Source organism: Kitasatospora sp. NPDC127035, assembly GCF_042726075.1.
Taxonomy (GTDB): Bacteria; Actinomycetota; Actinomycetes; order Streptomycetales; family Streptomycetaceae; genus Kitasatospora.
Genome location: NZ_JBHXDN010000096.1, coordinates 1 through 14346, shown reverse-complemented (window position 1 = coordinate 14346; position 14346 = coordinate 1). Strand labels below are relative to the sequence as shown.

Below are 14346 nucleotides of genomic sequence, written 5' to 3'. Positions count from 1 at the left end.
AGCGGATGCCCGGCCAGGAGGCGGGGCGCAGCGCGGTGCCGGTGTCGGCGAGCGCCCGACAGGCCGGGCGGACCACTCCCGGCCGAGGTGGAGGTCGCGGCGCACCACCGTGCCGCCGGGCCCGAACCGGGTGTCCCAAGGGCCGGAGCGGTCACGCCCGATCCGAGGTCGCGCAGGCGGGCTCGTGCCAGGTCGTGCGCACGACCGCCCCGCCCCGCACGAGGTGCTCGCTGGACCACGTCCGGCAGCACCCGCCCGCTCCGCGTGGCCGGGCCGAGGCCTGCGGCACGTGGACGCGGGCGGGCGCAGCGGTGGAGGGGACGGCGCGGGCGGCCGGGCGGCGGCGCGGGCGCCTCGTCGAAGATGTCGTCATGTCGAGGGATCTGCCCGCCCCGTCGACCCGCCGAACCTCACCGCCACCCGAACGGGCTACCCGGACCCGTTCCGACCGATCGCTGACCTGCCCGGACACTTCCTCCGCACCCGGGGGCCGGACGTGCCGGGGCGGGAGAGGCGCGCCACGACGTCGCCCGCTACGAGCCACGTGGTTCGGGGGCGTGTCCGTAGGGGTCACGCGCCCCCGACGCATGGCGCTCTACGGCCATGCGGGTGACCGGCCGCATGAGTGCCCCGGAAGTGGGAACTCCATCCCTCTCGACGATCAACCACCGCACAGAACGGACCCTCATGGGCAGCCAGGACCAGCACAGGACGCACGAGCACGTCGAAGCCCACCGCGCGGCGCCCCACACGCCCGCGAACCAGCCCCCCGCACCTGCGCCGCCGACCACCGACCCGACCCTCAGTACGGCCCACACCACGCACGCCACCCAAGGCCTGCCGAGGCCGGCAAACTGGTGTGGGTGATCGCGGCGCCGGCTTCGGTGGGCGCCGTCGCTGAGTCTGATGACATCCACGACGCCGTCTTCCGGGTCGGGTTCGGCCCGCCGGCCCCGGCCGTGCCGTGGTACCTGCCACGGGTATCGAGATGCGGCCCGGCGGCATGAGCACCTCGGACGATCTGCCGGCGGTGCTCGCCAGGGAGGGCCGCGAGCGTCTGCCGGCCCTCCTCGGCCTGGTCAGAGGTGAGCGCGAGGCCGACCAGACAGCAGGCCCTGACCTACCAGGTGTTCGCGCAGGGTCTCGTGCTCGGCGTCCGTGAGAGGGCGGGAGTGCAGGAGGGGTTCGCCGTCGTCGGGGGCCGGCCGGTGGATCGGCGACAGGACGAGGTCGCTCGCGGCGGTCGCGGTGCGGGTGCGGGGACCGCGCAGCTGCAGCGTGGTGCTGCCGGGCAGCATCACCGCCTGGTGGACCAGGGCGGGAGCGAGGCTGTAGGTGCTGCCGGGCAGCTCGGTGGTGGTGACGGCGGGGGCCAGGTCCCGGGAGGTGAAGGGGCCGGTTCCCCGGTCGGTGCGGCGGTAGACGTGCTGCACGTACCCGCCGGTCAGGACGCGTGTGGTGAGCGGGTGGGCGTGGTCGTGCGGTACGCGCTGGTTGTCCGGGCGGAACGAGGTGTTCAGCCGGATCTCGAAGCCGCGCTGTTCGGCGGCGTGGAGGACCAGGCGGTCCGTCAGGGGGGTGGTGCGGCTGGCTTCGAACCGCTCCGGGTCGAAGCGGAGGGTTTCGACGAGCCGGTTCATCAGGGGCCGGTCGGCTGCCAGCCGGGTGAGCGCGGGGGCGCTCTGGTGGTGGAACCTGTCCAGGTCGGTGGGGTGCAGGGCGGGGATGTCGCCGAGCCAGTGCCCTTGGGTGCGGAAGTACGAGTCGTGTTGTTCGGGTGGTGTCGTGAGGCAGGCCCGGGCGTGCTCGCCGGCCCGCCGGCAGTCGGCCACCGTGAGCGGCAGGGATCCGCGGTGTGCCGGCGGCTGGTGCGCGACGATGAGCTGTGCACTGTCGGCGCTGCCGGTCAGGGACGTGGTGGCGCCGGTGTGGATGACGGCGAGTTGGCCGGGGTCGAGCGTGCGCAGGTACTGCGGTCGTCCGCGAACGGCGTCGACGCGGTGACGGTAGGCGGCGAGGTGGAGGGTACCGGCCAGGGGCAGGGTGACGGTGGCGACCGGGGCCGTCGTCGTGGGGGTGGTGCCGCCGTCCGGGAGCCGGAGGTAGAGGCCGGGGGTGTGGCGGTCGGGGGCGGCGAGCATGAGCGTGGTGCCGGACGGTCCGGTGAAGGAGCCGTCGGCGAGGCCGGCCGGGTCGGGGTCGAGGAGCTTGAGGACGTGGTCGATTGCCGCGTCGACCTGCCAGGTGGCGTCCAGGAGGTCAGCCGTGTCGGGGACGGCGGCCGGGGTGAACGGGCCGAGCAGGGCGCTGAGGGACGGGGGCAGGAGCACCGGGACCTCCTTGGTGGGGCTCGGGTGGGAGCGGCGGGTGGGACCGGGACGGCAGGCGCCCGCGGTGGGGGGCGTCATCAGGTCGCCGCGGTCGGGGCAGCGCCGGGCGAAGGCGTGCAGCCGCAGGGGTGTCCGTCGGGCAGTACGCCCAGGCCGTGGAGCCGGTAGACGGCCTCGACCGACTGACAGAAGCCGGTGACTCCGACCTGTTCGTAGGTGCGCCGCAGCGCCCTCGCAACGGTCTCCTGAACGACCCCGATGGCTTCTGCGGCCTGGAGCGTGGTGGAGCCCTGGGCGATCAACCGCATGGCCGTCAGAGCGCGGTCCTCGATCACCGGCGGGGGTGCGGGCAGGTTGGCCGGCACGGGCAGGATCCCTGCTCGCCAACCGAAGTCGACGGCCCCGGCCCTGTTGATCGGGCGGCGGGCGGCGACTTCCAGTACCTTTCGGAGCCTCTTGATGCGGAACGCGACGAAGCGACTGCCCGTCTTGAGGATCTCGGCGATCTCGGGATTCCTCAGACCCCGGGCCATCAGGACGAGGGCCCGGTAGTCGGTCATGTTGAGCTTCACCTGAACACCGCACCGGGGACAGGGTGTGCCCTGCCCACCTATCAGCGCTGCGTCGAACTCCCGCCTGAGGCGTGCGAGTTCGCCAGGCGAGGGAAGTGGTTCGAGGGGCTGGCACAGACACGGATGGGAGTCGGGCAGCAGCTTCGCGCTGTGGAGGAGGTAGACGGCGCGTGGGCCGTAGCGTTTGCCGTCGGTCAGCCCGAGCCGCTTGTGGACCCTCTGAAGGGCGGACTTGACGGCCTCGGTACCGACGCCGAGCAGCCGCGTCGTGACGCGCCGGGGGTTGCCTCGGGTGGAGGAGACGAACGCGTAGAACTCCAGCGGGTCCAGCGGTCGGTTCAGGCTGGGCGGATTCGACAGGGGCGGGAGCAGCCCGGCACGGTATCCGATGTCGACAGCCTGGACCCGGCTACGGGATTCCAGGCGTTCGAGGATGCCGCGGACGTGCCACTGCACTTGCCCCGGGCTCCAGCCGTTCCGTTCGGTGATCTCGTCGTCGGCCATGCCGCCGGCGATCATCTCCAGCGTCTGCTGGCCGGTCCGGTCAAGGATCAGGTGGTCGTTGCACCTGGGACACGGGGTGCCGAAGACGGACGGTGAGTGCGGGATGCCGTTGCGGGGCTGGATGCCGATGGTCACGGTGAGCCGTTCGTGGTCGTGGACGCTGGGAGTGCTGGTGGGACCCCCGCACGAGAGGGGTCCCACCAGCGGCATCGGCCCTGGTGTTCCACGGGCCGGTGCCGGCGCCGGACAGCGAGGCCGGCGCGGTCCGGGCCGCGTTCCCGGGGAGGCGTTCCGGGCGCGGTCCGCGCGGTGAGCTCAGGCGTGATCGGTGGGGGGACCCGCTGCTCTTCCGCGTCCCCTTCCCGGAGGGCGTCCGGGGAGGGGGTCGGAGCCCAGGGCGTGCAGCACCGTGGGAGGCTGCACACCCCGGGAGTCGGTAGGTGCTACGCGGCCGGAGTGGGGCGGCGCGAGCTCGGGTGCCGGGGCCGTACGGGTATCGCGTCGCCGAGGGACGGCCGGGGCCGGGCCTGGCCGATCATGCCGTGGGCCCGCAGAACGGCGGTCGTCACCGCGGCGGTGGGCAAGGGCACCCCGGTGGTCAGCGGCCGGCTGACGGCGGTCTGGTTCAGCACCAGCGTGAACCACACGGTCTTGCCGCCGCCGGGTTCGGAGTGCCAGCCGAAGCGGTCGGCCAAGGTACGGACGAGGGCGAGGCCGCGGCCGCTCTCGTCGTCCTCGGTGGCCGCCCGGAGGCGGGGCGGGGTGCTGCTCCGGTCGGTCACGGCGACCTTCAACGCGCCGGGAACGGCCGTCCAGACAACGCGCAACTCACCACCGTCGGAGCTGCCGTGGTTGACGGCATTGCTGACCAGCTCGGAGGTAAGCAGCTTGACGTCGTCCAGTTGGTCCTCGTCGAGGACCAGGCCGAGTTCGTTGACCGCCTGAGCAGTGGCCTGCCGGGCTGTACGGGCGCTGCTGAGCACAGCAGGCAGAACGCGGACTCGGCTGGCGGGGTTGGCCAACCGGGGAGGGTTGGGCTGGTGCATGACTTCCTCCGGTGGCGACGTTACCGATTGGAGGTGCTGGGGCCCTGCTACGGAACGAAACACGTGACGATGCCGGAAGCCGTTCCGTAGCAGGGCCCCCATCTCAGCAGCGGGCCCCAACGGGGAGAAGGCCACTCGACCGGCCACTGAGTGGCCGGTTGCGCCCAATTCGGTCAGAGTGGCGGCCAGTCGGCCGATTCACGTTCTATGTTTGGAAGGTGACAATGCGTAAGAACGCGCCATGAGTACCCCCGTACGGCGAGGGCGCAATGACCGCCTGTACGAAGCGCGCAGGCAACGCCGGTGGACGCAAGAGCGAGCAGTCCGCGAGGTATCTGAAACCGGGAAGCGGCTGATCGGCCGGGACTCCTTCGAGGTATCGGAGCGATCGTGGCGACGGTGGGAACAGGCCGATCCGCCGCTGCCCCGGCCGGATGCGCTGCGAGCGCTCTGCGAGACCTTCGGCATGGCGTACGACGAGCTTGGATTCGCTCTTCCGGTCGAATTCCGGCCAACGGCCTCTGGCGCGCGACCCAGTGAAGGAGCCATCATCCCGCCTGTGAACCGACGAGACCTTCTGTCTGCCGCCGGCACGGCCGCCGTCCTCAGTCGGCTGCCGTGGCTGGCCTCCTCTGCTGCCGCCAGTCCTGCTGGAACTGTCCGGGTCGGTGACGACCAGGTCGAGGAACTGCGAGAGACGCTCGGCAACCTCGATGCCCTTGACCAGCGCTTTGGTGGAAACCTGCTCTGGCGTTCAGCTCAGCACACGCTTCATGTGGTGCACGACCTGCTGGACCGGGCCCAGTACACCGACCAGATCGGTGCGGAATTGCACGGCATTGCCGGCTCCCTCACCACGTCGCTGGGCTGGTACTGCTACGACGCCGAGCTCCAGGAACGGGCGTCAGTGTTCTGGTCGCAGGCCCTCAACACGGCTTTGCTGTCCGGTGATGACGCCCTCACGGTACGGACGCTGGCGAACATGTCCCGTCAGGCCGTTGACCTTGGCGGGAAGGCACGGGACGCCGTTCGATATGCCCAGCTCGCTGCCCGCCACGCGGGACGGTGGGCGCCGGCCCGGGTGCACTCCCTGCTGGCTGTCCGCGAAGCTCAGGGGTATGCCCGCCTCGGAGACGTCGCCAGCGCCAACGAGGCAATCACGCGGGCTTGGCGGGCGTTCGAGAAAGGCTCCACGGATCGGGACCCGCAGTGGACGCTCTTCCTGAACGAGGCAGAACTGACGTGCCTTGAGGGGATGTGCCGCAGCGACCTTGGCCAACACGGACCGGCCGTTGGCCTGCTGGACCGTTCCGCTCAGATGCAGGACACCGCGCACGACCGCAACCGCGGTATGTGCCTGGTTCGGCTGTCGAGCGCCGCCCTGTCAGCCGGCGATCTGGATCACTCCGTTGAGGCGGCCGACCAATCCGTTCGGATGATCGGCAACGGCATGGCATCCGCCCGGAACAAACGGGTCCTGCTCGCTGTCGCCGGTGGTCTGCGGTCCTACGAGGACGAGCCGCGGGCCCGTGAGACGGTGGAACGCATCACCGCCTGTGCGGCCTGACCAACCAGCGAGGAGCCCCCGTGTCACTGACCGACCTTCACCTTGAACGGCACACCGCAGCCGGCACCGCCAAGCTGCTTCCGGATCTGATCGCGGTGTACGCCCAGGTCTATGACGTGCCGCCCTACCAGGGGGATCCGTTCTTCACGCCGGAGGCCTTTCAGGAACGGTTGCTCGGTGCCATGGAGATGCCAGGGTTCGAGTGTGTCACGGCCCGGGACGGCGGCGTGCTGATCGGGTACCTGCACGGTGTCACCCTGCCCGAGGACCGCACCTGGTGGCTGTCCGTCGGCGAGCAGCGGCCGGACGACGTCCTGAAGGCTTCGCAGGCCGGGGACGTCTTCTGGTTGCGCGAGTTGATGGTGCTGCCGATCCACACCAACAAGGGTGTTGGTCGGCGGCTTCACGACGAGGCTGTGATCGGTCGGGGGCAGCAGTGGACGACGTTGACGTGCATCCCTACCAACCAGCCGGCGCACGACGCGTACCTGCGTTGGGGGTACAAGATCATCGGGCAGATCAAGCACGCTCCGGACTCCCCGGTGTACAACGCCATGGTCCTGCCTGTCACCGCGTTGCTGCGGTGACAGGCCCTGGAGCTACTCTCCCGGGATGACGATCGAAACGGCAAAGCTGGGCGCTGGCCACTGCTCGTTTTGCTCTGGCTCAACTCGATCAGGACGAGATCGGGCGGGCCTGCGAGACCGTCACCGGCGTCGACGTTCTGATGGGGCCGAGGCCGAGTGGATGCTGAGTTCCCGGGGAGGCGTTCCGGGCGCGGTCCGCGCGGTGAGCTCAGGCGTGATCGGTGAGGGGCCTCGCTGCTCTTCCGCGTCCCCTTCCCGAAGGGCGTCCGGGGAGGGGGTTGGAGCCCGGGGTGTGCAGCACCGTGGGAGGCTGCACACCCCGGGAGTCGGTAGGTGCTACGCGGCCGGAGTGGGGCGGCGCAGGCTCGGGCGCCGGGGGCGTACGAGTATCGCGTCGCCGAGGGACGCCGGGGCCGGGCCAGGTCCAGCGGTATCCGGATCTCACCACTCAGCGGGTCGTAGCTGATCTCGCCGCCCCGACGCGGGGAGGCATGCACTGTGGAGGGTGACATAAGAGGACCGCACAGTGACGGCATCACGTGAGAGGACCCAACCCGCCCCCTCGCCTGGCTGCCCCCCACCACGTCCGGGTGAACGTCTGTGCAGCAGGTTCTGCCCGCTCTACGGTGTGTTGTGGGGCCACGGGATCGGTCAGCGTCCCGGAGGCCGCAAGCAGCCAGGGAGAGGCGTATGTCCGAGCAATCCGACGAACTGACCGTAGGCGAGCGCATCAAGTTTCAGCGCGAGCGCCGCGGCATGACCCAAGCCGTCCTCGCCGGTCTGGTCGGCCGGAGTACCGCCTGGTTGAAGAAGATCGAACAGAACCAGCGCCCCCTCAATTCCCATGCCGCGCTGCAGAGGATCGCGTTGTCGCTGCGCATCGACGACCTCTCGGTTCTCACCGGGCCCGCATCCTCACCCCAGCCGATCAGTACCGGACGGCTGTACCACCCGGCGTCGGCAGCCGTGTGGGCGGTCCTGCTGGAACGCGGGACCTGCGGGCCGGCACAGATTCCGGAAGGCGCGACCGCGAGAAGCTACGGCGCCGATGTGGATGCCGGGTGGAAGCTCTGGCACCGGGCAGCGAACAACCGGACCGATGTCGGTCTGATCGTTCCTGACCTCATCCGTTTGGGTGAGGCGCTCGCGGCCCACAGCGCAGGCGAGGAACGTCGGCGCGTTCTCAGCGCGCTCGCTGCTTCGTACCGCCTTGCACAGCAGGTGATCGCCTACATCGGGCCGGCCGAGGCCGTGTGGATGCTGGGCGATCGGGCCATGGCGGCAGCAGCCGATGCCGACGACCCCGCAGCCATGGGCGCGGCCGCGTGGAACCTGGCCAACACGCTCCGGGCGGTCGGTGAGCATGAGGGCGCAATGATGCTGACCACCACGGCCATCGAACGCCTGCGCCCGCACCTGCCCGAGGCGCCGCTGCACTGGCGGGGACTCTACGGTGCCCTGCACCTCCACGCCTCGATCACCGAGGCCAAAGATGGTCGCGAGGGGCAGGCGTGGCGACTCTGGGACACGGCCGACCAGGTCGCGAAGTCGCTGCCGGCTGGGTACGCGGAGCTCTCCACCGTGTTCGGACGGGCCAACACGGACCTGCACGCCATCAGCATCAATACCGAACTACGCAGCTCGGGCAAGGCGTTGAACCTGACGGACGCAATCGATCCCCATGCGATTCCTTCGACCGAGCGACGTACTCGGCTGTGGGTCGATGCTGCTCGTGCACACCTGGACAGGGGAGATCGCACTGCTGCGCTGCACGTCATGGGTAGGGCGTTGAAGGTTTCCCGGGAGACTGTCCAGTTCACCCCTCAGGCCCGTACGGTGGCTGCCGAACTCTGGCGTCGGGCTCCACGGTCAATGCGCGAGGAGACCTTGGAGCTCGCGGAGACAGTAGGCATCCCGACTGGATTCTGAGTTGGCGGCGCTGTTCGCCTGGCAGCAACGCCGTCGCCGCGCTGGCCACGGTGGCAGACCCGGGAGCCTACCCTGCCGGGTTGACGATCGAACATGATGGCGGGATCGACATCAACGCCACCGAGAACTCATCACCCTGGCGCCAGACTCCCCAGTTACGCGAGAGTGGACCGACTACCTTCGCACCCCGGAAGGCTCGCGATGACCATAGACCTCCGCCACTTCCACGGCGACAACCTGCCTGAGGAACACCGCCAGGTACTGCTTGAGGTCCACTCCGATGCCTATCGGGAACAGGCGGACGATCCCTTCGTTCAACGATTCGGCTGGTTCGTCGATCACTGGACCACGCGGTCCGGGTACTCCTGCGTCGTCGCATACGAAGGCGACACTCCGGTCGGCTTCGCCTACGGCGCACCGCTGACAGACGGCTCCGAGTGGTGGCGCCCTCATCTCGACCCGGCACCCGATCCGGCCCGAACGTTCGCGGTCTCCGAGGTGATGGTGCGCCCGTCATGGCGGAAACAAGGAATCGCCCAAGCCGTCCACGCCGCCCTCGTCGCCGAACGCTCCGAGGCCCTCGCGGTGCTCTACGTCGACACCACCCACCCCCGGGTCCAAGCGATGTACGAGAGCTGGGGGTACGCCAAGGTCGGCGAGCACCGCCCCTTCGAGGATGCGCCGTTGTACGCCGTCATGCTGCAGGAACTGGCCGTACTCACGTAGTCCCCCACAGGGCCGAAATCAGGGGAGGCGCCTCCGGCTGGACGAACGTCAGAGGGAATTTGGGTACTGGTGGAATTCGGGTCGCCCTTCGTCAGAACGTTCACCGAGTTTTGCGTTGAGTACCAGACACAGTGGATTACTGGCAAAACGGCGCAGCCGGTCCCCCGGGTGACGGCTCGTCCGGGCAGACTGGGCCCATGACCCACGATGCCGAGGACCGGCGGTCGATCCCCGCCGAACTGCGCACCTACCTGGCGGAACTCGTCCGCCGCACCCGGTCCGTGTGCGGGCCGCACCTGGTGAGCGTGCTCGTGGTCGGGTCGGTGGCGCTCGGGGACTACCGGCACGGCCGCAGCGACGTGGACGTGGTGGTCGTCGTCGAGCCGGACCTGCCGGCGCCGACCCTGCGCGAGCTGGCCGGGGAGCTCGCCCACCCCCGGCTGCCCTGCCCGGCGGCCGGACTCGAACTGGTGGTGTACGGGGCGGACTTCGCCGCCCATCCCTCGGGCGCTCCCGGGTTTCTGTTGAACCTCAACACCGGCCCGCTGCTACCGGACCGGGCCGATCACGACACCTCCGGCGCACCCGCGTTCTGGTTCGTCATCGACCGCTCGATCGCCCACCGGGCCGGAATCACCCTGTGGGGCGAGGCGGCGTGCCAGGTGATCGCGGAACCCGACCCGGCCGACGTGTCCGCCGCCCTGCGCGCCTGCGTGCGCGAACACGCCGACGGCGAGGGCCACCTCGCGGACAACCGGGTGCTCAACGGCTGCCGCGCGCTGGTGTACCGCCGCACCGGCCGGTGGAAGGCCAAGCGGGAGGCGGCCCGCACGACAGCCGCCGCCGAGCCCGGCTTCCGGCCGCTGATCGAGAGCGCGCTGCGCAGCTTCGAACAGCCCCGTCCGGCCACGGCCACGCTGCCCGCGGCCGACGTGCGGGCCTTCCTGACCTGGGTCCGCGAACGACTTGAGGCGACGGCCACCCCGGCCCCCACCCCGGTCATCGCCCCGACCGGCGACTCGCCCTGACACCGAGCCCGCCGTTCCCCGCCCGGCGCCCCCGGGCGGCCGGGCGCGGGACGTGCGCCGCCCGGCCGCCGGTGAACGGGCGTCACGCCGGCCGGGCGGCCGGGCCGCGCCGTGAAGTCCGGGCGCCGGTGGGTCAACTACCCGCGGGGGGCTCCTGACCGGGCTGGGAACGGCGGAGCTGTTCGTTGAGGCGCAGGGCTTCTTCGAGTTGGTCTTCGAGGATGACGATGCGACAGGCGGCTTCGACGGGGGTGCCCTGGTCGACGAGGTCGCGGGCACGCATGGCGATGCGCAGTTGGTAGCGGGAGTAGCGGCGGTGGCCGCCGTCGGAACGGAGCGGGGTGATGAGGCGGTGCTCGCCCAGGGCGCGCAGGAATCCGGGCGTGGTGCCGGTCATCTCGGCGGCGCGGCCCATGGTGTAGGCGGGGTAGTCGTCGTCGTCGAGTTTGTCGGGCGTGCCGGGGCCGGTCGTTGTAGTCACTGCACCTCTCTGGTTCTCGGGAGAACGCGTCGAGGGGCCCCGGCGCCGTGGCGGCTCCGGGGCCCCGAAGGGGAAACAACACCATCTACCGGCCTGGGCCGGTCCTCTGCTTCCGCACGGCCCCTGGGGGGATGCGCGGGGATCGCGTATGCGTGACCGGAAACCACCGTCCTTGCCTTGGGGTCTGCGGTGTCCGCCCGGACGAGTGTTCACGGGCCGGGCGATCCTGATGGCGCTTGCGCCCTCCATTTCATCCTCGGTACTGACCTGTCGCTTCCGTACTGCGGTACTGCGGGTAGTGCGCTACTGCGGGGTACTGCGTCTTCTGAACTGCATCTTCCGGTCGGTGGCCGTGAGGGCCCACCTGGTCCGGCAGCCAGCCCCGTCGCCCGTCGTGCGCCTTCGTGGCTTGGAACCCCACTGCCCGGACTCCTCGGCACGCGCGCCCGCAGTCCTGACGCCTTTGCCGAGGTCGTGTCCGTTGTGTGACTGCTGGTACTGCACCTACGGAACCGCGTACTGCGCGTACTCGGCGGCCCCTGACACCTGCGGGCCACCCGGTCCGGCGGCCAGTCCCGTCACCGTCCTGCACCTGCCTGGCTTCGGGGCTCCACTGCCGTACCGCACTGCGGACTTGCGCTCGACGACCCCGGCCGGAACTGAACCGGCCGGTACCGCCGACTGCTGCCTACGAGAGAAACGCTAGACCCGCCCCCAGGCAATGTCTACTGCGGCGCGCTCAGATTTTTCGGAGCCGGGGAGACAGGTACCGCCGGGCCGGGTCGGCGCCCACCCGGGCGCCGACCACCTCCGCTGCCGGCTCCCGACTCAGTGGCCCTCCCCCGCGATCGTGCCGGCCGGGCCGGGGGCCGCCTTGTCGCCGAAGTCGATCCCGTCGGGGTCGAGGTACACGAATTCGGCGAACTCGGCGCTGCGCGGGAACATGGCGCGCTCGTACTCGGTGAGCGCGGCCTCGACGTCGCCGGGGTGCGCGGCGAGGGCCTTGCCGAGCTCGGCGCCGTCGAGCATCGCCAGGTTGGCGCCTTCGCCGTTCGGGGCCACCAGGTGCGCGGCGTCCCCGATCAGGGTCACCCCCAGCACCCGGTCCCATTCGTGCCCGACGGGCAGGGCGTAGAGGGGACGCAGGACCGGCGCGGTGTCCCCGTCGGTGATCAGGGCCGTGAGCTCCGGCGCCCACCCGTCGAACTCCCCCGCGATCCGCGCGGCGGCTGCGGCCGGATCGGTGAAGTCAACCTCCTTGAACCATTCCTGACTCCTCGTCAAGTTCACGTAGGTGTGCAGGGTTTCGCCGCTCTCCCGGTGGGCGAAGATCTCCGCGCCCGGCGAGGGTGCCATCATCGACCCGCCGCCGACCGCTCGCGCCGCGGCCGGATGCCGGGTCTCCGCGTCGAACAGGTAGGTCTCCACGAACGACGTGCCCGTGTACTCGGGCGTGACGTCGGAGAGCAGTGGCCGCACCCGCGACCACGCGCCGTCCGCGCCGACCAGCAGGCTCGTGACGATCGTGCTGCCGTCACCGAACGCCACCTCGTGGCGGCCCTCGCCGAGAGCACGGGCGGCGGTGACCTTGTGCCCCCACCGGACGGTGCCGTCGGGCAGCGAGTCGAGCAGGACCTGCCGCAGGTCGGCGCGCTGCACCTCGGGGCGTCCGCCCGTGCCGTCGTCGGCCTTGTCGAGCAGGACGGCGCCGTCCCGGTCGAGGATCCGCATCGCCTGGCGGCCCTCCAGGACGACGGCGCGGAACTCGTCCATCAGGCCGGCGGCGTCGAGGGCGAGCTGCCCGTTGTAGTCGTGGATGTCGAGCATCCCGCCCTGCGTGCGCGCCGTCGGGGAGACCTCGGCCTCGTAGACCGTGGCCGGGATGCCGTGAACGTGCAGGACGCGGGCGAGCGTGAGTCCGCCGAGTCCGGCGCCGATGATCGTGACGTGGGTGTCCATGATTGGCTCCTCGGGTTCGAGCCGCCCGGTGGCTTCCGGCGGCCGTCTCCGGAAACTTCGCAGACCTCGCCCTCAGGCGACCGGCAGCCGGCCCACACCCGACCGACAGCCCTCCGTCATCCGACCGTCACCGCGCACCCGCCAGGACGCCCTCAGCCCGCGACGACCGCGTCCCACTGGCGCCGGGTCGGACCGTCGTGCTTCGGCGAGAAGTCCGGGTTCGCGTCCAGCCAGGCGGTGACGTGCCGGTCCACCTCGTCGGTGCCGTAGGCGTCGCCGGCCGGTCGCAGGAGATGGCGTACCTGGGCCCGGGCCCTCATGACGACGGGATCGTCGAAGGCGCAGGCGGCCACCGCGGCGGCCCGCCGGTCCGGGGGCGGCGCGTTCTCGGCGAGGCGTTGCTCGTTGACGCGGTCGGCCGCCACCTGGTCGTCGAACCACGGGCGCAGGACCTGCCTCGTCCAGGCGTGGTAGTCGGCGGGGTCCTCGGCGATCCGGTCGACATGGGTGGCGAGGTACTGGGCGGCGCGCAGGCAGAGGGCCGCACCGTGGCCCAGGGTGGGGTTGGTGTGGACGAGGCTGTCCCCGGCGTTGACCAGACCGGTGACGACGGGTCCGTCGTCGTCGCTGAGGGACGTCCAGCGGTTGTCCAGGCCGGCCATCGCCAGGACGGCCGACTGCGGTTCGGGGTCCAGGTCGAGCCAGGCGGCGGTGGCGGGGAAGCGGCGGGCGGCGGCCTCGAACACGGCGGGGTCGGTGAGCGCGCCGCGGGTCGGATCGCCCGTGGAGAGCACCAGGTTCACCGCGAAGGTGTCGTTGTCGGACGGGAAGACACCGGCGAGCGCGAACGGTGCGGCCGAACCGTTGGCCACCCGCCCGGGGTGGCGCGGGCCGTCCGCCCGCAGGCGGTACCAGCGGCACAGGTAGGCGATCCCGGTGCGGTGGCTGTCGACCACGGGCGGACGGCAGCCGGCCTCGACCAGCCAGGCGGGCACCGGCGAGCGACGGCCGGACGCGTCGACGACGAGGTCGGCCCCGTGCGCTTCCGCGCCCACCCGCACGCCGGTGACCCGGGCTGGGCGGCCCTCCTCGACGGTGAGGGCGCTCACCCGGCAGCCCCGCCGCACGTCGACGGTGCGTTCCCGCTGCACGGCCGCGGTCAGGGCGGCCTCCAGCACGATGCGCCGGGCGCGCAGGGTCACCAGGTCCTCGTCGCCGTCGCGATGCGGCGGATGCTCGCCGAACCAGTCGAACTCGTGGTACTCCCGGGCCCCGCGCGCCAGCAGGTCCGCGTAGACGTCGGGGGCCTCGGTACGCAGCACGGCGCGGACGGGCGCGAGGAGCGAGTGGGGCTGGACGGCCTGCGGTATGCGGGGCCTGGCCCAGTGGAAGAAGTCGCGGTCCAGATCCTCTCCGGCCTGCCGCGCGTCCTGCTCGAACACGGTGACCGCATGGCCCCGCCGCCCCAGCATCAGCGCCGTCCCCAGCCCGCCGATGCCTCCACCGATCACCGCAACCCGCGCCACAGAGCTTCCCTTCGCGTCGTGTTGCGAAACGATCTTACTGCTTGATGATCTCCGTTCGACGACCGGCACCCTCCCCCGCGGCCCGGAGAGC

The 14346-nt window shown here is 71.1% G+C and carries 11 protein-coding genes; 5 read left to right on the top strand and 6 right to left on the bottom strand.

Annotated features, from left to right (window positions below; genetic code table 11):
* Window positions 1-1079: 1079 nt before the first annotated feature.
* The 3 genes from ACFWIC_RS37875 to ACFWIC_RS37865 all read right to left on the bottom strand — a co-directional run bounded on the left by ACFWIC_RS37875 (window position 1080) and on the right by ACFWIC_RS37865 (window position 4452).
* Window positions 1080-2330 carry a hypothetical protein gene (locus ACFWIC_RS37875; RefSeq protein ID WP_380521536.1) on the bottom strand — a complete coding sequence of 417 codons (1251 nt, stop codon included), beginning with the start codon at window positions 2328-2330 and terminating at the stop codon, window positions 1080-1082.
* A gap of 77 nt (window positions 2331-2407) precedes the next feature.
* Window positions 2408-3607 (bottom strand): hypothetical protein, encoded by a 1200-nt coding sequence (locus ACFWIC_RS37870; RefSeq protein ID WP_380521534.1) that lies wholly within the window; start codon window positions 3605-3607, stop codon window positions 2408-2410.
* A 242-nt stretch (window positions 3608-3849) separates the two neighbouring features.
* Window positions 3850-4452 carry an ATP-binding protein gene (locus ACFWIC_RS37865; RefSeq protein WP_380521532.1) on the bottom strand — a complete coding sequence of 201 codons (603 nt, stop codon included), beginning with the start codon at window positions 4450-4452 and terminating at the stop codon, window positions 3850-3852.
* Between the two features lie 241 nt (window positions 4453-4693).
* Here ACFWIC_RS37865 and ACFWIC_RS37860 point away from each other — a divergent pair, with 241 nt between their 5' ends.
* From ACFWIC_RS37860 to ACFWIC_RS37840, 5 genes are all read left to right on the top strand, one after another.
* Window positions 4694-6019 carry a helix-turn-helix transcriptional regulator gene (locus ACFWIC_RS37860; RefSeq protein WP_329880986.1) on the top strand — a complete coding sequence of 442 codons (1326 nt, stop codon included), beginning with the start codon at window positions 4694-4696 and terminating at the stop codon, window positions 6017-6019.
* 20 nt (window positions 6020-6039) lie between these two features.
* Window positions 6040-6606: a GNAT family N-acetyltransferase gene (locus tag ACFWIC_RS37855; protein WP_329880988.1), complete on the top strand. Its 567-nt coding sequence runs from the start codon at window positions 6040-6042 to the stop codon at window positions 6604-6606.
* Between the two features lie 690 nt (window positions 6607-7296).
* Window positions 7297-8535, top strand: a complete 1239-nt coding sequence (locus tag ACFWIC_RS37850; RefSeq protein WP_380361698.1) for a helix-turn-helix domain-containing protein — start codon at window positions 7297-7299, stop codon at window positions 8533-8535.
* A gap of 201 nt (window positions 8536-8736) precedes the next feature.
* Window positions 8737-9261, top strand: coding sequence for a GNAT family N-acetyltransferase (locus ACFWIC_RS37845; RefSeq protein ID WP_329879492.1), 525 nt, complete (start codon window positions 8737-8739; stop codon window positions 9259-9261).
* Window positions 9262-9458: 197 nt separating this feature from the next.
* The gene (locus tag ACFWIC_RS37840; RefSeq protein WP_380361702.1) at window positions 9459-10289 is read left to right on the top strand and encodes an aminoglycoside adenylyltransferase domain-containing protein; all 831 of its coding nucleotides are present in this window, start codon (window positions 9459-9461) and stop codon (window positions 10287-10289) included.
* A 133-nt stretch (window positions 10290-10422) separates the two neighbouring features.
* Here ACFWIC_RS37840 and ACFWIC_RS37835 read toward each other — a convergent pair whose 3' ends face one another.
* The 3 genes from ACFWIC_RS37835 to ACFWIC_RS37825 form a co-directional block, all read right to left on the bottom strand.
* On the bottom strand, window positions 10423-10704 hold the full coding sequence (locus ACFWIC_RS37835; RefSeq protein ID WP_329879503.1) for a MerR family transcriptional regulator: 282 nt from the start codon (window positions 10702-10704) through the stop codon (window positions 10423-10425).
* 894 nt (window positions 10705-11598) lie between these two features.
* Window positions 11599-12729 (bottom strand): FAD-dependent oxidoreductase, encoded by a 1131-nt coding sequence (locus ACFWIC_RS37830; RefSeq protein WP_380521529.1) that lies wholly within the window; start codon window positions 12727-12729, stop codon window positions 11599-11601.
* A 152-nt stretch (window positions 12730-12881) separates the two neighbouring features.
* Entirely contained in the window at window positions 12882-14255 is a 1374-nt protein-coding gene (locus ACFWIC_RS37825) for an NAD(P)/FAD-dependent oxidoreductase (RefSeq protein ID WP_380521527.1), read from the bottom strand.
* Between the last annotated feature and the right edge of the window lie 91 nt (window positions 14256-14346).

Excerpts from the sequence above, each read along its gene's own strand:
- ACFWIC_RS37865 (WP_380521532.1), bottom strand. The coding sequence starts at position 4,452 with ATGCACCAGCCCAACCCTCCCCGGTTGGCCAACCCCGCCAGCCGAGTC.
- ACFWIC_RS37860 (WP_329880986.1), top strand. The coding sequence starts at position 4,694 with ATGAGTACCCCCGTACGGCGAGGGCGCAATGACCGCCTGTACGAAGCG.
- ACFWIC_RS37850 (WP_380361698.1), top strand. The coding sequence starts at position 7,297 with ATGTCCGAGCAATCCGACGAACTGACCGTAGGCGAGCGCATCAAGTTT.
- ACFWIC_RS37845 (WP_329879492.1), top strand. The coding sequence starts at position 8,737 with ATGACCATAGACCTCCGCCACTTCCACGGCGACAACCTGCCTGAGGAA.
- ACFWIC_RS37840 (WP_380361702.1), top strand. The coding sequence starts at position 9,459 with ATGACCCACGATGCCGAGGACCGGCGGTCGATCCCCGCCGAACTGCGC.
- ACFWIC_RS37835 (WP_329879503.1), bottom strand. The coding sequence starts at position 10,704 with ATGGGCCGCGCCGCCGAGATGACCGGCACCACGCCCGGATTCCTGCGC.
- ACFWIC_RS37830 (WP_380521529.1), bottom strand. The coding sequence starts at position 12,729 with ATGGACACCCACGTCACGATCATCGGCGCCGGACTCGGCGGACTCACG.